Origin of the sequence: Diaphorobacter sp. MNS-0 (assembly GCF_019602835.1) — a bacterium.
Classification (GTDB): domain Bacteria; phylum Pseudomonadota; class Gammaproteobacteria; order Burkholderiales; family Burkholderiaceae_C; genus Diaphorobacter; species Diaphorobacter nitroreducens.
In genome coordinates this window covers 719,075-739,946 of record NZ_CP080761.1, presented here as the reverse complement: position 1 = coordinate 739,946, position 20,872 = coordinate 719,075, and the positions used below count along the sequence as shown (strand labels likewise).

General features: G+C 69.7%; 17 protein-coding genes. 12 read left to right on the top strand and 5 right to left on the bottom strand.

Features of this window, described 5'->3' with window-relative positions; genetic code table 11:
- Nucleotides 1–2 precede the first annotated feature (2 nt).
- Genes gspL through K2L43_RS03550 form a run of 5 tightly spaced genes read left to right on the top strand, consistent with a single transcriptional unit; the run spans nt 3 to nt 6,363 of the window.
- Nucleotides 3–1,232, top strand: coding sequence for a type II secretion system protein GspL (gene gspL, locus K2L43_RS03570; RefSeq protein WP_220638521.1), 1,230 nt, complete (start codon nt 3–5; stop codon nt 1,230–1,232).
- Nucleotides 1,229–1,774 (top strand): type II secretion system protein GspM, encoded by a 546-nt coding sequence (gspM, locus tag K2L43_RS03565; RefSeq protein ID WP_220638520.1) that lies wholly within the window; start codon nt 1,229–1,231, stop codon nt 1,772–1,774. The genes gspL and gspM overlap by 4 nt, the downstream gene beginning before the upstream one ends.
- Before the next feature lie 16 nt (nt 1,775–1,790).
- Nucleotides 1,791–2,603: a type II secretion system protein N gene (gene gspN / locus K2L43_RS03560; protein ID WP_220638519.1), complete on the top strand. Its 813-nt coding sequence runs from the start codon at nt 1,791–1,793 to the stop codon at nt 2,601–2,603.
- A gap of 4 nt (nt 2,604–2,607) precedes the next feature.
- A complete protein-coding gene (gene gspD, locus K2L43_RS03555; protein ID WP_220638518.1) occupies nt 2,608–4,962 on the top strand; it encodes a type II secretion system secretin GspD in 2,355 nt (784 codons plus the stop codon).
- 12 nt (nt 4,963–4,974) lie between these two features.
- On the top strand, nt 4,975–6,363 hold the full coding sequence (locus tag K2L43_RS03550) for a GspE/PulE family protein (protein ID WP_011804118.1): 1,389 nt from the start codon (nt 4,975–4,977) through the stop codon (nt 6,361–6,363).
- Between the two features lie 130 nt (nt 6,364–6,493).
- Here the strand turns inward: K2L43_RS03550 and K2L43_RS03545 are convergent, their stop codons facing one another.
- On the bottom strand, nt 6,494–7,018 hold the full coding sequence (locus tag K2L43_RS03545) for a CZB domain-containing protein (RefSeq protein WP_220638517.1): 525 nt from the start codon (nt 7,016–7,018) through the stop codon (nt 6,494–6,496).
- 197 nt (nt 7,019–7,215) lie between these two features.
- On the opposite strand from K2L43_RS03545, the gene K2L43_RS03540 reads away from it, so the two are divergent.
- The 4 genes from K2L43_RS03540 to K2L43_RS03525 all read left to right on the top strand — a co-directional run bounded on the left by K2L43_RS03540 (nt 7,216) and on the right by K2L43_RS03525 (nt 10,886).
- Nucleotides 7,216–8,247 carry an LLM class flavin-dependent oxidoreductase gene (locus K2L43_RS03540; protein WP_220638516.1) on the top strand — a complete coding sequence of 344 codons (1,032 nt, stop codon included), beginning with the start codon at nt 7,216–7,218 and terminating at the stop codon, nt 8,245–8,247.
- 61 nt (nt 8,248–8,308) lie between these two features.
- Nucleotides 8,309–9,538: a type II secretion system inner membrane protein GspF gene (gene gspF / locus K2L43_RS03535; RefSeq protein ID WP_172206185.1), complete on the top strand. Its 1,230-nt coding sequence runs from the start codon at nt 8,309–8,311 to the stop codon at nt 9,536–9,538.
- Entirely contained in the window at nt 9,535–10,476 is a 942-nt protein-coding gene (locus K2L43_RS03530) for a 5'-nucleotidase (protein WP_220638515.1), read from the top strand. Before gspF ends, K2L43_RS03530 begins: the two co-directional genes overlap by 4 nt.
- 32 nt (nt 10,477–10,508) lie before the next feature.
- Nucleotides 10,509–10,886 carry an EF-hand domain-containing protein gene (locus K2L43_RS03525; RefSeq protein ID WP_012655650.1) on the top strand — a complete coding sequence of 126 codons (378 nt, stop codon included), beginning with the start codon at nt 10,509–10,511 and terminating at the stop codon, nt 10,884–10,886.
- A gap of 100 nt (nt 10,887–10,986) precedes the next feature.
- Here K2L43_RS03525 and K2L43_RS03520 read toward each other — a convergent pair whose 3' ends face one another.
- The 3 genes from K2L43_RS03520 to K2L43_RS03510 all read right to left on the bottom strand — a co-directional run bounded on the left by K2L43_RS03520 (nt 10,987) and on the right by K2L43_RS03510 (nt 14,458).
- Nucleotides 10,987–11,427, bottom strand: coding sequence for a hypothetical protein (locus K2L43_RS03520; protein WP_012655649.1), 441 nt, complete (start codon nt 11,425–11,427; stop codon nt 10,987–10,989).
- Between the two features lie 195 nt (nt 11,428–11,622).
- A complete protein-coding gene (locus tag K2L43_RS03515) occupies nt 11,623–12,129 on the bottom strand; it encodes a DUF1854 domain-containing protein (RefSeq protein WP_220638514.1) in 507 nt (168 codons plus the stop codon).
- Nucleotides 12,130–12,145: 16 nt separating this feature from the next.
- Nucleotides 12,146–14,458 (bottom strand): ABC transporter ATP-binding protein, encoded by a 2,313-nt coding sequence (locus K2L43_RS03510; protein ID WP_172206177.1) that lies wholly within the window; start codon nt 14,456–14,458, stop codon nt 12,146–12,148.
- A gap of 251 nt (nt 14,459–14,709) precedes the next feature.
- On the opposite strand from K2L43_RS03510, the gene cphA (K2L43_RS03505) reads away from it, so the two are divergent.
- From cphA (K2L43_RS03505) to K2L43_RS03495, 3 genes are all read left to right on the top strand, one after another.
- The gene (gene cphA, locus K2L43_RS03505) at nt 14,710–16,896 is read left to right on the top strand and encodes a cyanophycin synthetase (RefSeq protein ID WP_220638513.1); all 2,187 of its coding nucleotides are present in this window, start codon (nt 14,710–14,712) and stop codon (nt 16,894–16,896) included.
- A 94-nt stretch (nt 16,897–16,990) separates the two neighbouring features.
- Nucleotides 16,991–19,576: a cyanophycin synthetase gene (gene cphA, locus K2L43_RS03500; protein WP_220638512.1), complete on the top strand. Its 2,586-nt coding sequence runs from the start codon at nt 16,991–16,993 to the stop codon at nt 19,574–19,576.
- On the top strand, nt 19,573–20,079 hold the full coding sequence (locus K2L43_RS03495) for a CreA family protein (RefSeq protein WP_047349115.1): 507 nt from the start codon (nt 19,573–19,575) through the stop codon (nt 20,077–20,079). The genes cphA (K2L43_RS03500) and K2L43_RS03495 overlap by 4 nt, the downstream gene beginning before the upstream one ends.
- A 68-nt stretch (nt 20,080–20,147) precedes the next feature.
- On the opposite strand, the gene K2L43_RS03490 is transcribed toward K2L43_RS03495, so the two are convergent.
- A complete protein-coding gene (locus K2L43_RS03490; protein WP_103738113.1) occupies nt 20,148–20,810 on the bottom strand; it encodes a DsbA family oxidoreductase in 663 nt (220 codons plus the stop codon).
- Between the last annotated feature and the right edge of the window lie 62 nt (nt 20,811–20,872).

Genomic DNA, 20,872 nt, shown 5'->3' with positions numbered 1-20,872 from the left:
TCATGAGCACCCTCGTCCTAACCCTGCCCCTGGGAACGCCGGGGCCCGCCGCCGAATACAGCTACACGCTCACGGCCGACGGCCACACCGCCACCCGCCACGCCAGCACCACCGCCGCCTTGCTGCCCGACCCGGGCCGCGCCGGCGAGATCGTGGCCGTGGTGCCTGCGCGCGCGCTGTCATGGCAGCAGGTAACGCTGCCGCAGGGCGCAACGGCCCAGGCCGGCCGGCTGCGCGCGGTCCTGGAAGGACTGCTCGAAGAACACCTGCTCGACGACCCCGCGCAACTGCACTTCGCGCTGCAACCCGGCGCCCAGCCGGGCAGCCCTGCCTGGGTGGCCGTGTGCGACCGCGCCTGGCTGCGCGGCGCCCTGCAGGCGCTGGAAGCCGCGGGGCGGCCGGTGGACCGCGTGGTGCCCGAGTTCGCTCCCGGCCCCACCGCCAGCGGGCAAGAGGAATGCGACGTGCTCGGCACTCCCGAGGACGCCCAACTGGTACTGACCGGCCACGGGCCGCAACAGGCCGTGGCCGTGCTGCCGCTGGCCGCGGCCGCCGCGCTGGCGGCCCGCCCCGCCGATGATGCGCCGCCCGCCGTGCGCGCCGAACCCGCCGTGGCCGCCCTGGCCGAGCGGCTGCTGAACCGCCCAGTGCAGCTGCACACCGCCAGCCAGCGCGCGCTGGTGGCCGCGCGTGGCGACTGGGACTTGGCGCAGTTCGACCTGGCCAGCACCGGCCACACGCGCGCGCTGCGCAAGCTGGGCAGCGGCGCCAGCGCCTTTGCGCGCGCACCCCAATGGCGGGCCGCGCGCTGGGCACTGGCCGTGGCCGTGGTGGTGCAGGTCGTGGGGCTCAATCTCTGGGCGTGGCAGGACCGCCAGGCGCTGGCGGCCAAACAGGCCGGCGTGCGCAACGCGCTGACCCAGACCTTCCCGCACGTCAAGGTCGTCGTGGATGCACCGGTGCAGATGGAGCGCGAACTGGCGCAGCTGCGCCAGGCCACCGGCAGCGTGTCGCGGCGCGACCTGGAGCCGCTCATGGCCGCCGCAGGTGCCGCGCTGCCCCCGCCGCGCGTGCCCACGCAGATCGAATATGCCAATGGCGAGCTGCGCCTGCGGGGCCTGGAGCTGGCACCCGAGGAACTCACCGCCATGAACCAGCGCCTGGCCGCGGAAAGCCTGAGCGCGCAGCCGCGCGATGGCGCCCTGCTGGTGCGCGCCGAGGACCGCCCATGAACGCCCGCACCGCTTCGAACTCGCCCGCGCCGGTTCCCCCTGCGCTGGCCGCGCTGCGCGCCCACTGGGGCCGCATGGCGCCGCGCGAACAGTCCCTGGTGCTGGCCGCCGCGGCCGTGGTGGGGCTGGCCCTGCTGTGGTGGGTGCTGCTGGCGCCCGCACTGCAGCAGTTGCGCGGTTCGGGCGCGCGCCACGCAGCCGTGGACGCGCAACTGCAGCGCATGCAGGCCTTGCAGGCCGAAGCGCTGCAGCTCAAGGACGCGCCCCGCCCACCCGGCGGCGAGGCCCTGCGCACGCTGCAGACCACGCTGGCGCAGCAATTGGGCGCAGCCGCGCAGATGAACGTCGCGGGCGACCGCGCCACCGTCACCCTCAAGGGCGCCCCCGCCGAGGCCCTTGCCCAGTGGCTGAACCAGGCGCGCAGCACCGCGCGCGCCGTGCCGCTGGAAGCCCGCCTGGTGCAAAGCGCCGCGCCCGCCAACGCCGCCGCGGCCGCCGTCCGCTGGGACGGCACGCTGGTGCTGGCGCTGCCCCCGCAATAGTCCACGCCCCCTGCCCGTGCCACGCTCCCTGCGCCCGACCCCTTCGCTGACACTGCCGCGCGCGCCCTGGCGCTGGGCCGTGGCCGGCGTGTGCCTGGGCGCGCTGCCCGCGCTGGTGCTATGGGCCCCGGCGCGCTGGCTGGCCACAGGCGTGCAGCAGGCCAGCGGCGGGCAACTGCAGCTGCAGCAGGCACGCGGCACCGTCTGGAACGGCTCGGCCCGCCTGGTACTGACCGGTGGCGCCGACAGCCAGGACCAGGCCGCCCTGCCCGGCCGGCTGCAGTGGCAGCTGCGCCCCGCGTGGAACGGGCTCAGCGCCCGCCTGACGGCCGACTGCTGCATTCCCGCCACCGCGCCGCTGCAGGTGCAGGTGGCGCTGGGCCTGGGTGCCGTGCGCGCCCAGGTGGCCGATGGCCAGAGCCAGTGGCCGGCTGCGGCGCTCGCGGGCCTGGGCACCCCCTGGAACACCGTGCAGCCGCAGGGCCGCCTGCAGCTGCGCACCCAGGCGTTCGCGCTGCAATGGGCCGCAGGGCGCCTGCAGATGCAGGGCCAGGTGCAGCTGGATGCGCTGGGCCTGTCCTCGCGCCTGTCCACGCTGCGGCCCATGGGCAGCTACCGGCTGCAGGTGCAGGGCGGCGGCGCGCCCACGCTGCAGCTGTCCACCCTGGAGGGCGCGCTGCTGCTGTCGGGCAACGGCCAGTGGGTGGGCAAACGCCTGCGCTTCACGGGCGAGGCCAGCGCCGCGCCCGGGCGGGAGGCGGCCCTGGCGAATCTTCTGAATATCATCGGGCGGCGCAGTGGCGCGCGCTCCATCATCACCGTGGGTTGACCCTATGACCAACTTGCCCCGCCACCCCCTGCGGTTCACTCTTCATTTGATAGCTGCTAGCGCTTTGCTGACGGGCGTTAGCAGCCAAATTCATGCACAAACCTCCGGGCAGCGCGCCGGCAGTGTGCGGCCCAGCGAGCCGGTGACGCTGAACTTTGCCAACGCCGACATCGAGGCCGTGGCGCGCACCATGGCCACCATCACCGGCAAGAACGTGGTGGTGGACCCGCGCGTGAAGGGCCAGATCACGCTGGTGACCGAGAACGCGGTGCAGCCCAACGCGGCCTTCCAGCAGTTCCTGGCCGCGCTGCGGCTGCAGGGCTTCACGGTGGTGGAGTCGGCGGGCCTGTACAAGGTCGTGCCCGAGGCCGATGCCAAGCTGCAGACCGGCAACGTGAGCGTGTCCCAGGGCGGCGCGGGCGGCACGCCCGCGGGCGGGCAGATCGTCACGCAGATCTTCAAGCTCAACTTCGAGAACGCGGCCAACCTGGTGCCGGTGCTGCGCCCGCTGATCAGCCCCAACAACACCATCAACGTGAACCCCGGCAACAACGCGCTGGTGATCACCGACTACGCCGACAACCTGCAGCGCCTGGCGCGCATCGTGGCGGCCATGGACGTCTCCAACGCCAGCGACGTGGAGGTGATCCCGCTGCAGCACGCCATCGCCACCGACCTGGCGCCGCTGGTGTCGCGCCTGATCGAGGGCGGCAGCGCCACTGCCACAGGCACTGCGCAGGGCGTGGCCCAGGGGCAGACCGACAATTCGTTCAAGACCACGCTGCTGGCCGAGCCGCGCAGCAATGCGCTGATCGTGCGCGCGGCCAACCCGGCGCGCGTGGCGCTGGTGCGCTCACTGGTGGCCAAGCTGGACCAGCCGGCCGCGCCGGGCAGCTCCGCTGCCAGCGGCAACATCCACGTGGTGTACCTGAAGAACGCCGACGCCGTGAAGCTGGCCACCACCCTGCGCGCAGCGCTGGGCAGCGCGGGGGGCAGCGGCACCAGCAGCGGCGGCGGCATGGGAGCCGGCAACCTGTCGGGTGGCCTCACGCGGACCGGCGCATCGGGCCTGGGCCAGACCAGCGGCCTGGGCAACAGCACCAATGCCAGCGGCAATGCCGGGGGCCTGGGCAGTTCGGGCCTGGGAACGGGCCAGGGCAGCAGTGGCAGCAGCGATGCCAACCAGCCGTCCACCGGCGGCATCATCCAGGCCGACCCGACGACCAACTCGCTCATCATCAGCGCGCCGGAGCCGCTGTACCGCCAGATCCGCGCCGTGATCGACAAGCTGGATGGTCGCCGCGCGCAGGTACTCATCGAGAGCCTGATCGTGGAGGTGAGCGCCAACAAGGTGGCCGAGTTCGGCATCCAGTGGCAAGGCGTGCTGGGCAATTACGGCAGCACGCTGGGCGTGCTGGGCAACAACTCCAGCGTGGCCGGACGCAACATCCTGGATCTGGCGCTGGCGGCGGCCACCGGCAACGTGACCTCCATCGCCAATGCCAAGCCGGCCGCCGGCATGAACCTGGCCGTCGCACCGCGCATCAACGGCAAGTACTACCTGGGGGCGCTGGCCAACTTCCTGGAAAACACGGGCGACGCCAACGTGCTGTCCACCCCCAACCTGCTCACGCTGGACAACGAGGAGGCGCAGATCATCATCGGCAACAACGTGCCGTTCGTGACGGGCTCCTACGCCAACACCGGCGGCAGCGGCGGCGCGGTCAACCCGTTCACCACCGTGGAGCGCAAGGACGTGGGCCTGATGCTGCGCGTGCGCCCGCAGATCAACGAGAACGGCACCGTCAAGCTCACGATGTACCAGGAGGTCTCCAAGGTTGCGGAGAGCACGCTGTCCAATGCCAACGGCCCCTCCACGAGCAAGCGCTCCATCGAGTCCACGGTGCTGGTGGACGACGGCAGCGTGATCGTGATCGGCGGCCTGCTGGAAGACAGCTATGCGCTGGGCCAGGACAAGGTGCCCGTGATGGGCGACCTGCCCGTGGTGGGCGGGCTGTTCCGCAACGAAAAGCGCACGCGCCAGAAGACCAACCTGATGGTCTTCCTGCGCCCCATGGTGATCCGCGACAGCGCCACCAGCGACGCACTGATGGTGGACCGCTACGAGGCCATCCGCGCGCTGCAGCAAAGCACGCAGCCCGCGCCCAGCACGATGATGAGCGGTGTGTCCGAGGCGCCGGTGCTGCCGCCCCTGCCCGCCCCCGCCTCGTCCGCCTCTCCCGCCGCGCCCGTGCAGCCCGCGGCCGCACCTGCGCCGCTGGCGCCGCTCGCACCCCAGCCGCCCGCGCGCACCGCCACGCCGCCCAGCATGGGCCAGTCGCCCTACAGCCCGCAGTAAGGGGCCCGCCGCATGCGCCACCCCCTGCCCTACGCATTTGCGCGCAGCAGCCAGCTGCTGCTGGAAGACGACGGCCAGCAGCTCGTGCTGTGGCACGGCCCGCAGCCGGACGCCGGCGCGCTGTCCGAAGTGCTGCGCAAGCATGCCGTGCACCAGTTCATGCCGCTGGACGCACCCACGCTGGCGCAGCGCATCAGCGCGGCGTATTCGCAAAGCGAATCCAGCGCGGCCACGGTGGTGAGCGAGGTGGAGGAAGGCGCCGACCTCTCGCGCATGATGCAGGAGCTGCCCGCGGTGGAAGACCTGCTGGAGTCCGCGGGCGACGCGCCCATCATCCGCATGCTCAACGCCTTGCTCACGCAGGCCGTGCGCGACGGTGCGAGCGACATCCACATCGAGCCCTACGAGCGCCACTCCAGCGTGCGCTTTCGCGTGGACGGCACGCTGCGCGAGGTGGTGCAGCCCAACCGCGCGCTGCACGCCGCGCTGATCAGCCGCCTGAAGATCATGGCGGACCTGGACATCTCCGAAAAGCGCCTGCCGCAGGACGGGCGCATCAGCCTGCGCCTGGGCACCCGCGCCGTCGACGTGCGCGTATCCACGCTGCCCAACGCCCATGGCGAGCGCGCCGTGCTGCGCCTCTTGGACAAGAGCGAGAGCAAGCTGAACCTGGAGGCCGTGGGCATGCAGGGCGAGGTGCTGGCGCGGCTCGCGCACCTGATCCAGCAGCCGCACGGCATCATCCTCGTGACCGGCCCCACGGGCTCGGGCAAGACCACCACGCTGTACGCGGCGCTGGCGCGGCTGGACGCCGCGCGCAGCAACATCATGACGGTGGAAGACCCCATCGAGTACGAGCTGCCCGGTGTGGGCCAGACGCAGGTCAATGCCAAGATCGACCTGACGTTTGCCAAGGCCCTGCGCGCCATCCTGCGCCAGGACCCCGATGTGATCATGATCGGCGAGATCCGCGACTTCGAGACCGCGCAGATCGCCATCCAGGCCTCGCTCACCGGCCACCTGGTGCTCGCCACGCTGCACACCAACGACGCGGCCAGCGCCATCACGCGCCTGACCGACATGGGCGTGGAGCCGTTCCTGCTGTCGTCCTCGCTGCTGGGCGTGCTGGCCCAACGGCTGGTGCGCAAATATTGCGGCGAGTGCCACGGTGCAGGCTGCGAGCACTGCGGCCATACCGGCTACGCGGGGCGCACCGGCGTGTTCGAACTGCTGGTGGTGGACGACGCCATCCGCGCACAGATCCACAACCAGGCCCCGGAGGCCGAGGTGCGCACCCAGGCCCTGGCCGGCGGCATGACGCTGATGCGCGACGATGGCGAGCGGCTGATCCACGCCGGCATCACCAGCCGCGAAGAAGTGCTGCGTGTGACGCGCGACTGAGCGGACAGGCCGCAGCGGCGCCTTTCAAAAACAGGAGCGCGGCGCGCTTGCCAAGACTGGGTTTTCAATACAAATTGCATTGAAAACCATTACAGACAAGCGCTAGTAGCTCCTATATAAATAGCGCATTTCAGCGTTCACCTGCGGCCATCGGCTGGGGGGAACGCTTCCCGTGGTCCAGCCCGCGCTGCAGCTCCTTGAGCAGCAGCACCACCTGGCGCGACGCATGCTGGCAGCTCTTGAACGCCTGCTCGGCCCGCAATTGATCGCCCTGCGCCAGATGCGTCAGCAGCACGGCCGCCTGGTGGTGAAAGTACTGGTGGCGGCGCATCAGCATGTCGAAAGCAGGAAAGTGCCCCAGCGCCACGCGCCCGCTGCCGTGCAGCCAGCGGCCCAGCTCGGAACAGGTGTCGTCCACCACCGTTTCGGGGCGCAGCTGTTCGTCGCGCGCGCCCGCCAGCGCTTGGGCCAGCCAGGGCAACCAGCGCTCGTGCATGACGATGGCAGCCTCGATGTCGAACGCCGCCAGGAGCCGCGAAGCCTCTTCGTCGTACAGCACCAGCGCGCTGGCCTCGCTCGCAGGCAGCGAAGTCCAGTCCTCAGGCGCGGCCAGGCCGTCGGCACGCGGCTGAAACAAACGGCTGAAGAACCCCATAGACACTCCCCGCACGCCCCGTGCATCACTTCCTGGCAGCGTCGCACAGGACGCCAAAAGTGACAATATGTTTCGTGTGTTGATTTAAAACAAATTCAGTATATCAATAGCAAAACGCTATGCACCATGCGGGGACCACTGCAACCCCCATACCCGCGGCGCAGCACGGATTTCACCCGCTGCCCACAATCGGTGCCATGACCACACATTCCCTACCTTTACTTTCCATGCTTGATCTCGTGGCCGTGCGCGAGGGCGGCACCGTGGCCCAGGCACTGCAGGTCGCCGTGCAGACGGCGCAGCATGCGGAGGCGCTGGGCTTCAAGCGCTACTGGCTGGCCGAGCACCACAACATGCCGGGCATCGCCAGCTCCGCCACGGCCGTGCTGGTCGGCCACGTGGCCGGGGCCACGCGGTCCATCCGCGTGGGCTCGGGCGGCATCATGCTGCCCAACCACGCGCCGCTGGTGGTGGCCGAGGCCTTCGGCACGCTGGCCGAGCTCTACCCCGGCCGCATCGACCTGGGGTTGGGCCGCGCACCCGGCACCGACGGCGCCACCATGCGCGCCCTGCGCCGCGACCGCGTGGAGACCGAGGCCGACTTCCCCCGCGACGTGGCCGAGCTGCAGCAGCTCTTGGCGCCCGCGCAGCCGGGCCAGCGCATCACCGCCGTGCCGGGCGCCGGCACGCAGGTGCCCCTCTGGCTGCTGGGCTCCAGCCTGTTCTCGGCGCAGCTGGCGGCGCAGATGGGCCTGCCCTACGCCTTCGCCTCGCACTTTGCGCCGCGCATGCTGCACGCGGCCATCGACATCTACCGCCGGCTGTTCCGCCCCTCGCCGGCCTGCGCCAAGCCCTACGTGGTGATCGGCGTACCCGTCATCGCCGCACCCACCGATGACGAGGCGCAGTACCTCGCCAGCAGCACCTACCAGCGCGTGCTGGGCATCCTCACCGGCCAGCGCGGACTGCTGCAGCCGCCCGTAGAGGGTTATCTGCAGAGCCTCGCGCCGCAGGAGCGCGCCGCCGTGGCCGACTTCCTCGCGGTCGGCGTGGTCGGTGGCCCGCAGACCGTGCGCGAGGGCCTGCAGGCGCTGGTGGCCGCCACGCAGGCCGACGAATTCATGCTGGTGAGCGACGTGTACGACCCGGCGCTGCGCCTGCGCTCGCTGGACATCACCGCCCAGGCGCACGCGGCACTGTCACCCGCAGCGGCTACCATGGCGGGCTGAACGGGTCGACTGCGGCCCGCCCAGTTTGCCCCTGCTCGCCCACCGCCGCTGACTTTCCCGCATGCCCGCCTATTCCTTCGAAGCCCTGGACGCCCAAGGCCATGTGCGCCGCGGCACCCTGGAGGCCGACAGCCCCAAGGCCGCCCGCAGCCTGCTGCGCGCCCAGGCCCTGGTGCCCCTGGATGTGGAGGTGCTGGCCGCTGGCACCGCCCCCGGAACACCCCCCACGCTGGCGCAGCGGCTGTTCACGCGGCCGGTGTTCAACGCCACGGGGCTGGGCGTGTGGACGCGCCAGCTCGCCGGGCTGGTGGGCTCGGGCCTGCCGCTGGAGCGTGCGCTGACCGCGCTCGCCGAAGAGGCGGACGACGAGCGCCAGCGCCACCTGCTGGCCGCGCTGCGCGCCGAGGTCAACGCCGGCTCCACCTTCGCACGCGCGCTGGCGCAGCACCCGCGCGAGTTCTCCGACATCTACTGCGCCGTGATCGGCGCGGGCGAGTCCAGCGGCGGCCTGGCCGAAGTGCTGGACAGCCTGGCGGACGATCTGGAGCAGCGCCAGGCCTTGCGCGCCAAGCTCATCGGCGCCGCGCTGTACCCGGCCATCGTCACCGTGATCGCGATCGTCATCGTGCTGTTCCTGGTGGGCTACGTGGTACCGCAGGTGGCCAGCGTATTCGCGGGCACTAAGCGCGCCCTGCCCTTCCTCACGGTGGCCATGCTGGCCTTGAGCGACGTGGTGCGCAACTACGGCTGGGCGTTGCTGGGCGGGCTGGTCCTGCTGGCGTTCGGCGCCCGCGCCGCGCTGGCCCAGCCGCGGCTGCGCGAGAAATTCGACGCCGCCTGGTTGCGCCTGCCGCTCGTCGGCAAGCTGGCGCGCGGCTACAACGCGGCGCGTTTCGCCGGCACATTGGCCATGCTGGCAGGCGCGGGCGTGCCCATTCTCAAGGCGCTGCAGGCCGCGGCCGAGACGCTGAACAACCGCGCCCTGCGCGCGGACGCACTCGACGCGCTGGTGCTGGTGCGCGAGGGCGCGCCGCTGGCCTCGGCACTGGCGCAGAAAAAGCGGTTCCCCGGCCTGGTGGCCATGTTCGCGCGGCTGGGCGAACAGACGGGCCAGTTGCCCACCATGCTGCAGCGCGCCGCCACGCAATTGGGCACCGAGGTGCAGCGCCGCGCCATGCAACTGGCCACGGTGCTGGAGCCGCTGCTCATCGTGGCCATGGGCGGCATCGTGATGTTGATCGTGCTGGCGGTGCTCATGCCGATCATCCAGCTCAACCAGTTCGTCAAATGAGTGCCACTCTGCAGGACAAGCTCGTCGTCGCGATCTCCTCGCGCGCGCTGTTCGACTTCGAGGAAGAGAACCGCCTGTTCGAGGCCGGCGACGAGCAAGCCTACATGCGCCGCCAGCTGGAGCTGGTGCATGAGCCCGCGCGCCCCGGCATTGCCTTCCCTCTGGTGAGAAAGCTGCTGGCGTTCAACACGCCCGATGCCGCGCGCGTCGAGGTGGTCATGCTGTCGCGCAACGACCCTGCCAGCGGCATGCGCGTGTTCGCCTCGGCCAAGGCGGCGGGCATGCGCATCGAGCGCGGCGTGTTCACGCGCGGGCGCAACCCGTTTTCCTATCTGCGGCCGTTGGGCGCGCACCTCTTCCTTTCAGCCAACGAGACGGATGTGCGCGAGGCGCTGTCCATCGGCTTTCCCGCCGCGCGGGTGATGATCGACTCCACGCCCGCCGGGGACCGCTATCCGCGCGAAGTGCGCATCGCCTTCGACGGCGACGCGGTGCTGTTCTCCGACGAGGCCGAGCGCGTGTACCAGCAGGGCGGCCTGCCGGCCTTCCTGCAGCACGAGGTGTCCCATGCCGCCACGCCGCTGGCCGAAGGGCCGTTCAAGCCGCTGCTGGCCGCGCTGCACCGGCTGCAGCAGCAGGCGGACGCCTCGCAGATGCGCATCCGCACCGCGCTGGTCACCGCGCGCAGCGCGCCGGCGCACGAGCGCGCGATCCGCACGCTGCTCGACTGGGGCATCACCGTGGACGAGGCCATGTTCCTCGGCGGGCTGGAAAAAGGCCCCTTCCTGCGCGAGTTCGAGCCCGACTTCTTCTTCGATGACCAGACAGGCCACGTGGCGTCCGCCGCACGCCATGTTCCGGCGGGGCATGTCAGCAGCGGCATCGCCAACACGGCGGCCGCGCTACAGAGTGATACAGCCCGCCCCCCGCGGCGTTGAACCTGTCGCGGCGCGCCGGCTCTACATCTTGAATGTTGCCTTCACGCTCCTTCCGCCCCTTTACACGCCTGCTGACGGCCCCGGCAGCCTGCGCGTGGCTCATGGCCTGCGCGCTGGCGGCTCCGCTGGCCGCTCAGGCGCAGGGCGTGGCCCATGCCAACGCGCCCCGGCACAGCGCCAGTGCGCCCCTGACCAAGGGCGAGATCAAGGCGATCCGCCAGTTCGAGATGCTGGATTTCAACGGCGACGGCAAGCTCAGCCGTGCTGAAGTGGCCATCGTGCCCAAGGTGGCTGCGGCGTTCGATGATGCGGACACCAACCGCGACAACTACGTGACGCTGGACGAGGTGCGCGCCTTCGCCATCAAGTACCGCGCCGAGCGGGACGGCGCCCGCGCGGCGGCGCGCTGAGAACGCCGGCGGACCCAAAAATACCAGTCCAATTGGCCTCCAGCGCTTTACCAATAAGCGCTAACAGCTACGTATCTGATAGCAACCGCCGGAGCAAAACTCACAAACCGCCCGTGCGCTTGACCTTGGGATCGGAGTACGTGAGCGACTGACGGTCCTGCACCTGTTGGGCCAGTCGCTCCTGGAGGGTGTTCTTGTTGATGTCTTGCGCCAGCTCCACCGCACTGCCGCTGGCACGCCACATCGACTGGATGAATTCCAGCAGTTGCTTGTAGATGGGCTCCTTGGGCGGCTCCTCGGGCTCCTTCGGGGCTTCCTTCTTGGCCTCGGCCAGGGTCCAGTCGCGGTTGTTTTCGTCGGGCGCCGAGGGCTTGGTGGGCTCGCGCAGGCTGGCCCCCTCGCCCAGGCGGTCCGTGGACTCGACAGGATTGGCAGCGTTCACGGGCCGCACCGCCACGGCCCCCGAGGCGCCCGTGGAATACAAGTCCGCGCCCGTGGTACGCCACTGGGCGGGCGATCGATCTACAGGTGGCAGTTGCATGGTATGGGTCCCCTCGTGAATGCGGCTGGCGGCAGTCGCAACTACCACCTCGTCGTACATTCATTACGGCAAACAAAAGGGGAAATTGAGGTTTTATTAGCCTTTTGTCACAAATTCATGCGACCACCATGTCTGATTGACGTGGGCTATGACAGGGAAAAACGGGCACAGGCCGCGCCAGGCAAGCGCTAGACGCTATAAAAAACGCTCCAACAACTTGCGCGATGCACGGTCGAGCGCCGTGACATCCGGCACATGGAACTGCAGCCCGTCGCTGGCCGCGATGAGCAGCTTGGTGCGCCCCTCCAGCCGGCGGATGTCTTCCTCGCCCTTGAGCACCAACTGCGTGGCTCCGCGGTCGGTGTCCACCTCCCAGGTACTGGGGGTGGAAAAGCTCGACACGGAGCGGATGCGCGTGATGGTGGGCACAAACTCACGTGCGGCCAATTCCTCCTCGACCAGCGCACGCATGGCAGGAGCCAGTTGTTCCAGGCGGGACACCCAGGCCAGTTCATGGCCGTCCGGACCGACCAGCGACAGGCCTTCGCCGGGAGCGGCAATGGGAAAGGCGCGCACGGGCGTCACGCCCACATGCGCGGTGCCGTCGGCCGCGCGCAGCACCAGCCGGCCATGGGGATTACGGTGCAGGTCCCAGCCTGTCGCGAGTGCCGAAGCGGTGGAGAGGGATGTGTGAAGGGTCATCGCGTGTCTTTCTCGCTCAGGTGTTGCCCGCGGGGTGAGCGGAGTGCTCGCGCACTTCGATGCGCACGCCCGCAGCCTGGGCGTCTTCCTCGGCACGGCGCGCCTGCGCCTCGTACAGGCGCCAGTAGGCACCCTGCTTTTCCATCAGTTCGTCGTGCGGCCCCACTTCGACGACCTCGCCCCGGTCCATGACCACCAGACGGTCGGCCTTGCGCAGGGTGGACAGCCGGTGGGCGATGGCGATGGTCGTGCGGCCCTGCACCAGGTTGTCCAGCGCCTTCTGGATTTCCTTTTCGGTTTCGGTGTCCACGGCGGAGGTCGCCTCGTCCAGGATCAGGATGCGCGGGTCGATGAGCAGCGCGCGCGCAATGGAGATGCGCTGGCGCTCGCCGCCCGACAGGCCCTGGCCGCGCTCGCCCACCAGGCTGTCGTAGCCATGCGGCAGGCGCAGGATGAACTCGTGCGCATGCGCGGCGCGCGCGGCGGCGACGATCTCCTCGCGCGTGGCGTCGGGCTTGCCGTAAGCAATGTTCTCGGCAATGGTGCCGAAGAACAGGAAAGGCTCCTGCAGCACCAGGCCGATGTGGCGGCGAAAATCCGCCACCGCCATGCGGCGTATGTCCACATCGTCCACCAGGATGGCGCCGTCGCTCACGTCGTAGAAGCGGCTGATGAGGTTGACCAAGGTGCTCTTGCCGGAGCCGCTGTGGCCCACCAGGCCGATCATCTCGCCGGGGCGGATGGTGAGCGACAGGTTCTTGATGACCGTGCGGCTGCCGTAGCGAAAGCCCACGTCGCGCATCTCGATGGCGCCCTGCACGCGGTCCACCTTCACCGGGTTGACGGGGTCGGGCACGTTGCTCACATGGTCCAGGATGTCGAAGATGCGCTTGGCGCCGGCTGCCGCCTTTTGCGTGACGGAAACGATGCGGCTCATCGAATCCAGCCGTATGTAGAAGCGCCCGATGTAGGCGATGAAGGCCGCCAGCACGCCCACGGTGATCTGGTTGCGCGCCACCAGCCAGATGCCGAAGCCCCAGACCACCAGCAGCCCCACCTCCGTCATCAGCGAGACGGTGGGCGAGAACAGGCTCCAGGTCTTGTTGAGCTTGTCGTTCACCTCCAGGTTGTGCTGGTTGGCGGCACGGAAGCGGTCCGCCTCGCGCTTTTCCTGGGCGAAGGCCTTCACCACGCGGATGCCGGGGATGGTGTCGGCCAGCACGTTGGTCACCTCAGACCACACGCGGTCGATCTTCTCGAAGCCGGTGCGCAGCTTGTCGCGCACGGTGTGGATCAGCCAGGCGATGAAGGGCAGCGGCACCAGCGTGACCAGCGCCAGCCACGGGTTGATGGAGAACAGGATCGCCGCCGTCATCACGATCATCAGCACGTCGGTGGCGAAATCCAGCGCGTTGAGCGACAGAAAGACGTTGATGCGGTCCGTTTCGGAGCCGATGCGCGCCATGAGGTCGCCGGTCCGCTTGCTGCCGAAGTAGTCGAGCGACAGGCGCATCAGGTGTTCGTAGGTGGTGGTGCGCAGGTCGGCGCCGATACGCTCGGACACCAGGGCCAGGATGTAAGTGCGCGCCCACCCCAGTGCCCAGGCCAGCAGCGCCGCCAACAGCAACCCCCCCAGGTAGAGCAGCACCATGCCGGTGGGGATCTGCTGGCCGCTCTGGTAGGGAATGAGGATGTCGTCCATGAGCGGGATGGTCATGTACGGCGGCACCAGCGAGGCGGCGGTGGAGGCCAGCGTGAGCGCGAAGCCCGCGGCCAGCTGCTTTTTGTAAGGCCGGGCGAAACGCCACAGGCGCAACAGCACCCAGGTGGAGGTCTGCGGCGCCTGCTGGCGCGCACAGGCCGTGCACTCGTCGCTGTCGGGCGGCAGCGGCGTGCCGCACACGGCGCAGCGCGGCACGTCTTGCGCTTCGGGCGCGATGGCGCCTTGCAAGCTGTCCAGGCGCCGCACCTGGGCGTCCAGCCGCTGCTGCAGGTGCAGCGCCTGGGGATGGCGCCCCAGCGTGAAGCGCCACAGCGCCAGGCGCCGGTCGGTATCGTGCAGCTCCACCGTGCCCACGCCGCCATGGTCCAGCAGCCGCAGCGCCATGCCGGGCGCCAGCGGCCATTCCTGCGCCGGCGCGTCACCGGCGCGCGCCAACAGGCGCCGCTCGGTCAGCACCAGCAGGCCGGGGGCAAAGCGCAGGTCGGGCGTCAGGTCAACCTCGAAGGCGGCCTGCACGTTTTCGTCAGGAGCGAGCAGTGCCCGCATCTCGGCCCCCCAGGGGCCAGACAAGACACCCGAGGCGTCCACAGAATGGTGATGTTGCATTTGGTTTTGTATGTCCACCCCCGCACGGACGGGGCGTTGGCGGGCCAGTCCGCGCCCATGGGGGGCATTGTCGGCCACCGGGCCCCAGGCCCTTGCGCCGCCGCGGTATCCCCTCGTAACGCACATCATCAGCCCGCGGCTGACACCCGCCAGTGCTGAGCTGCGCCAGTATCGGCGCACAATCTCAGCCCATGGGCATCGCCACACTCGCCTGAACCGGGCGGGTATCCGAATCTTCCACGCTGCACTTCATGGCCAAATTCAACGATATCCAACTCCTGCGCACCACCTATCTGCGCGGCCCCAGTGTCTGGACCTACCGCCCGGTCCTCGAAGTCTGGCTGGACCTGGGGGAGCTGGAAGACTACCCCTCTAACAAGATTCCCGGCCTCAACGAGCGCCTGACCACCTGGCTGCCGGATCTGGTGGAGCACCACTGCGGCGTGGGTGAGCGCGGCGGCTTCCTGCTGCGCCTGAAGGAAGGCACCTGGATGGGGCACGTGCTGGAGCACGTGGTCATCGAGCTGCTCAACCTCTCGGGCATGCCGGCCGAGTTCGGCCAGACGCGCGAGATCTCCCGGCGCGGCGTGTACCGCATGGTGTTCCGCTGCCCCGAAGAGGCCGTGGCCCGCGTGGCGCTGGAGCATGGCCACCGTCTGCTGATGGCGGCCATCAATGACGAGGCATTCGACCTCAAGGCCGCCATCCACGCCATCAAGACCGCCATCAACGACCGCTACCTGGGCCCCAGCACCGGCTGCATCGTGGACGCCGCCAGCGCCCGGCGCATTCCGCACATCCGCCTGAACGACGGCAACCTGGTGCAACTGGGCTACGGCGCCGCGCAGCGCCGCATCTGGACCGCCGAGAGCGACCAGACCAGCGCCATCGCCGAGGGCATCGCCCAGGACAAGGATTTCACCAAGCGGCTGCTCGCCTCCTGCGGCGTGCCCGTGCCGGAGGGCCAGATCGTCCGTAACGCCGATGAGGCCTGGGAAGTGGCGCAGGAGATCGGCCTCCCCGTTACGGTGAAGCCCTCGGACGGCAACCACGCGCGCGGCGTGACGCTGGAGCTCTCGCGCGAGGCCGATATCAAGGCCGCCTTCGCGCTGGCCGAGCCCGAGGGCTCGGATGTCATCGTCGAGAAGTTCATCGACGGCGTGGAGCACCGCCTGCTGGTGGTCGGCGGCAAGGTGGTCGCCGCCACCAAGGGCGAGCCGGTGAGCGTGCACGGCAACGGCCACGCCACGCTGCGCGAGCTGGTGGCCGTGCTCAACCAGGACCCGCGCCGCGGCCCCGAGCAGGAATACCCGCTGGACTGGATCGACCTGGACAAAGGTGCCGTGCAGCTGGAGCTCCGGCGCCAGGGCGTCACGCCCGACGCCGTAGTCCCCAAGGGCCAGAGCGTGCTGCTGCAGCGCAACGGCAACATGGCCATCGACTGCACCGACGACGTGCACCCCGACGTGGCCTACTATGCCCAGCTGGCCGCAAAAATCGTCGGCCTGGACATTGCGGGCATGGACATGATCCTGAAAGACGTGTCCAAGCCCATGAAGGAACAAGGCGGCGCCATCCTCGAGGTGAATGCCGGCCCCGGCCTGCTGATGCACCTCAAGCCCACCAGCGGCGCGCCGCGCCCCGTCGGCCAGGCCATCGTCGAGCACCTGTTCCCCGCCACTGCCGACGAGGGCACGGGCGCCGGGCGCATCCCCATCGTGGGCATTGCCGGCACGCGCCACAACGCCTTCACCGCGCGCTTTGTGGGCTGGCTGCTGCAGCTGTCGGGCAAGCTGACGGGCGTGGCCAGCAGCGAGGGCATGTTCCTGAACAACCGCCGAACGCAAAAGACCAACACCGCCGACTGGGCCGGCGCGCACCGCCTGCTGACCAACCCGCTGGCGCAGGCCGCGGTCATCCAGACCACGGCCCGCTCCATTCTGGAAGAAGGCCTGGCCTACGACCGCTGCCTGGTCGGCGTGGTGACCGACATGGACGGCTTTGAAACCCTGGCCGACCACGACGTGCTGGAGCAGGCCCAGATGACGCGCGTGCTGCGCACCCAGATCGACGTGGTGCTGGACGAAGGCGCGGGCGTGCTCAACGCCGACATCGAGCAGGTGGCCGACCTTGCGCGCCTGTGCGACGGCGAGGTGCTGCTGTATTCGCTGAGCGCCGACAACCCGGTGATTGCCGAGCACCGCGCCCAGAACAACAACGGTCGCGACGGCCGCGCGGTGTTCGTGCGCGGCGAGCAGGTGGTGCTGGCCACGGGCGCCAGCGAGCGCGTGCTGGGCACGCTGGCCGCACTGAGCCTGCCCGGCGGCCACCGCCCCGACACGGCGGCGCTGCTGGCCGCAGTGGCTGCGGCGTGGTCCATGGACATCGGGCCGGACCTGATTGCCGCGGGCATCAAGACCTTCGACTACGCCGGATAAGCGCCGCATTTGCTATTGAATGCATAGCTACTAGCGCTTATCCCATAAAGGCTGAACGCCAATTTGAATCAAACCCGGGCTGAAAGAACACACCATGCAGATCACCCGCATCCGCGCCCTGCGCGGCCCCAACCTCTGGAGCCGCAACACCGCCATTGAGGCCGTAGTGCACTGCGAGCCGCACGAGTGCGACCACGCCAACCTCTCCGGTTTTGAAGACCGCCTGCGCGCGCGCTTCCCCCAGATCGGCGCACTGCAGCCCCAGGGCGCCGGGCAGCGCCTGTCGCTGGCCCATGTGCTGGAGGCCGCAGCCCTGTCGCTGCAGGCCCAGGCTGGCTGCCCCGTCACCTTCAGCCGCACCCAGGCCACGCTGGAGCCCGGCACCAGCCAGGTGGTCGTCGAATACACCGAAGAAGCCGTGGGCCGGCTGGCCGTGGAGCGCGCCGGCGCGCTGATCGAAGCGGCGCTGGCCGACACGCCGTTTGACGCCGACGCCACCATCGCCGAGCTGCGCGAGCTGGACGAGGACGAGCGCATCGGCCCGTCCACCGGCGCCATCGTCGATGCGGCCGTGGCGCGGGGCATACCGTTTCGGCGCCTGACCAGCGGCTCGCTGGTGCAGCTGGGCTGGGGCTCCAAGGCGCGCCGCATCCAGGCCGCCGAGCTGGACACCACCAGCGCCGTGGCCGAATCTATCGCCCAGGACAAAGACCTGACCAAGCGCCTGCTGCACGCCGCCGGCGTGCCCGTGCCGCTGGGGCGCCCGGTGGCCGACGTGGAGGACGCCTGGGTGGTGGCCCAGGAAGTGGGCCTGCCCGTGGTCGTGAAGCCCCAGGACGGCAACCAGGGCAAGGGCGTGGTGGTCAACATCACCACCCGCGAGGGGCTGGAGGCCGCCTACAAGACCGCCCGCGAATTCGGCGACGAGATCATGGTCGAACGCTTCCTGCCCGGCCACGACTTCCGCCTGCTGGTGGTGGGCCACCAGCTCGTGGCCGCCGCGCGCCGCGAGCCGCCCCAGGTGCTGGGCGACGGCCAGCACACCATTCGCGAGCTGGTGGACATCGTCAACCAGGACCCGCGCCGCGGCTCGGGCCACGGCACGGCGCTGACCAAGATCCGCCTGGACGACATCGCCATCGCGCGCATCGCCTCCGAAGGCCTCACGCCCGAATCCGTGCCCGTGCAGGGCCAGCGCGTGGTGCTGCGCAACAACGCCAACCTGTCCACCGGCGGCAGCGCCACCGACGTGACCGACGACGTGCACCCCGACATCGCCGCGCGCGCCGTGGAGGCCGCGCAGACCATCGGCCTGCACATCTGCGGCGTGGACGTGGTCTGCGAGACCATGCTCAAGCCCCTGGAGGAGCAAAACGGCGGCATCGTCGAAGTCAACGCCGCGCCCGGCCTGCGCATGCACCTGGCGCCGTCGTTCGGCAAGCCGCGCAACGTGGGCGTGCCCATGGTCGATGAGCTGTTCGCCCCCGGCCAGGACGGGCGCATTCCGCTGGTGGCCGTGACTGGCACCAACGGCAAGACCACCACCACGCGCCTGATTGGCCAGCTGTTTGCCGCACACGGCCTGCGCGTGGGCATGACCAACACCGACGGCGTGTACGTCAACGGCCGCCAGATCGACAGCGGCGACTGCTCGGGCCCCAAGAGCGCGCGCAACGTGCTGTTTCACCCCGAGGTGGACGCGGCTGTGCTGGAATGCGCGCGCGGCGGCATCCTGCGTGAAGGCCTGGGCTTTGACCGCGCCCAGGTGGCCGTGGTGACCAACGTGGGCGCGGGCGACCACCTGGGGCTGAACTTCATCAGCACCGTGGAAGACGTGGCGGTGCTCAAGCGCGTGATCGTGCAAAACGTCGCCTCCGACGGCTGGGGCGTGCTCAACGCCGCCGACCCGCACGTGGCCGCCATGGCCAGCGTATGCCCGGGCAAGGTGATCTTCTTCGCCGCCGACCGCCACCACCCCGTCATGGCCACGCACCGCGCCCAGGGCAACCGAGTGGTCTACGTGGATGGGGACTCCATCGTGGCGGCCGAGGGCTCGTGGCGCGAGACCATCTCCTTGCGCGAGATCCCGATCACGCGCGGCGGCACCATCGGCTTCCAGGTCGAGAACGTCATGGCCGCGATCGGCGCGGCCTGGGGCGTGGGCCTGCCCTGGCAGACCATCCGCCGCGGCCTGGCCGGCTTCATGAACGACAGCGACAACGCGCCCGGCCGCTTCAACGTGATGGACTACCGCGGCGCCACCGTGATCGCCGACTATGGCCACAACCCCGACGCCATGCGCGCGCTGGTGCAGGCCGTGCAGGCCATGCCGGCCCGGCAGCGCAGCGTGGTGATCAGCGGTGCGGGCGACCGGCGCGACCAGGACATCGTCGAGCAGACCCAGATCCTGGGCCAGTCCTTTGACGACGTGGTGCTGTACCAGGACGCCTGCCAGCGCGGCCGTGCCGACGGCGAGGTGCTGGCGCTGCTGCGCCAGGGCCTGCAGGGCGCGCCGCGCACGCGCTACGTGACCGAGATCCACGGCGAGTTCCTCGCCATCGACCATGCGCTGGAGCGCCTGCAACCGGGCGACCTGTGCCTGGTGCTGGTGGACCAGGTGGAGGAAGCCCTGGCCCACTTGGCGCAGCGCTGCAGCGAAGCCTCGGCGGTTGCGCCATGAATGCGCGCGGCGGCCTGCGCGCGGGCATGGCAAGCCTGGCCCTGCTGGCATGCGCCCTGGGCTTGGCTGCCGGGCCGGCCGCGGCCCAGGCCGAGAAGATCGGCACCGTGGACACCGCCTTCCAGTGGATCGGCCGCGACCACGACATCATCGTGGAGGCCTATGACGACCCCGCCGTGCAGGGCGTGACCTGCTATGTGTCGCGTGCGCGCACCGGCGGCATCAAAGGCACGCTGGGCCTGGCCGAGGACCGCGCCGAGGCCTCCATCGCCTGCCGCCAGGTCGGGCCCATCACCTTCATGCAGCCGCTCAAGGCGCAGCAGGAAGTGTTCAGCGAACGCATGTCCATCCTGTTCAAGCGCCTGCGCGTGGTGCGCATGGTGGACGCCAAGCGCAACACGCTGGTGTACCTGACCTACTCCGAGAAGCTCATCGACGGCTCGCCGCAAAACAGCGTGACGGCCGTGCCCGTGGACCGGGGCACGCCGATCCCGCTGCGCTGACAGGTTTCAAGCCAAAACAGGCTGCAGCGCTTGATGGGCAAGCGCTACCAGCTATCAATAAAAGAGCATCAAGCCTGCTGCGCGATCTGCCGCAGCGCCTGCTCGAACACCTCGACCGGCTGGCCGCCCTGGATCAAATGGCGGTCGTTGATGATCACCGCCGGCACCGAATGGATGCCGTGACCCTGGTAGAAGGCCTCGCGCTCGCGCACCGCCTCGGCATATTCCTGGGACGCCAGCACGGCGCGGGCGCGCGCCTCGTCCAGCCCCAACTGCGCCACCAGCCGCAACAGCACGCCGTGGTCGCCAGGGTTCTCGCCCTGCGTGAAATACGCGGTGAACAGCGCATGCTTGAGCGCGCCTTGCTGCTCCGGCGTGCCCTCTTCCTCCAGCCAGTGCAGCAGGCGGTGCGCATCGAAAGTGTTGTAGATGCGGCCGCGCCGGTCCATGTTGAAGGTAAAGCCCAACTGCGCGCCGCGCGCGGCGATGGCCTCGCGGTTTTGCTGTGATTGCTCCGGCGTGGCGCCGTACTTTTGCTGCAGGTGTTCGCCGATGTCCTGGCCCTCGGGGCCCATCTGCGGGTTCAGCTCGAAGGGCTGAAAGTGCAGATCCAGCGCCACCTCGCCGTCGAGCCGCTTCGCGGCCTGCTCCAGCGCGTGCAGGCCGATGGCGCACCAGGGGCAGGACACGTCGGAGACGAAGTCGATCTTGAGGGAGACGGGTTGGTTCATGGCAAGGGCTCCAGCCGGGGCAAAGCGCCCATGGTAGGGGCGACGCAATGTCCGCGCCGACC